Source organism: Psychrobacter sp. PG1 (genome assembly GCF_014897815.1).
GTDB lineage: Bacteria > Pseudomonadota > Gammaproteobacteria > Pseudomonadales > Moraxellaceae > Psychrobacter.
Genome location: NZ_JABUZG010000012.1, coordinates 1 through 541 on the forward strand (window position 1 = coordinate 1; position 541 = coordinate 541).

The 541-nt window shown below is 38.1% G+C and carries 1 protein-coding gene; it reads left to right on the forward strand.

Going from position 1 to position 541, the window contains the following annotated elements:
• Positions 1-55: 55 nt before the first annotated feature.
• Positions 56-493, forward strand: coding sequence for a hypothetical protein (locus INT03_RS00260; RefSeq protein ID WP_193007114.1), 438 nt, complete (start codon positions 56-58; stop codon positions 491-493).
• Positions 494-541 lie beyond the last annotated feature (48 nt).

Consider the following 541-nt stretch of genomic DNA (forward strand, 5'->3'; position numbering starts at 1 on the left):
ATATAATACTATATACAAGGTCGGCAAGGTGCTGACCTAACCAACGGAGAAAATCATGACATTAGCCACCGAAACAACATTAGTTATCAATACCGCCCCTATCGCCATTAAAGATAACGTTATGCGTGTTAATATCCCTGTATTGCTGTCTAAAAATATTCACGTTTCTGCCCCTAACCTTGACCGCGCTTTTCTTCTAGCGCGTAACACTCTACGAAAAACCTTAAAAAGCCATAATTTATCTGATAAATTCCCTGTTGCTGATAACTCAATAGATTTCTTAGGGCAACATGATAATGTTTATTCGTTTACGGTTGCTCTCTATGGTAATTTTTATCAAACGATGCGCGGTTATGAATTTATGATTGATGCTATTAAAAATGCCAATGCCGCTTTTTTAGGAAGTAGTGAGCATGATGCTTTGTCTGCAACTCCCTTTAATGTTCATACTATAGTTTGCGGTGACACTAACCATCTAAGCAAGTTTAAATAGATAAAAAAAAGGGGGCTAACATCGCCATGTTAGCCCCTCATTGCTCTG

Coding starts and splice junctions, on each gene's coding strand:
- INT03_RS00260 (WP_193007114.1), top strand. CDS start 56: ATGACATTAGCCACCGAAACAACATTAGTTATCAATACCGCCCCTATC.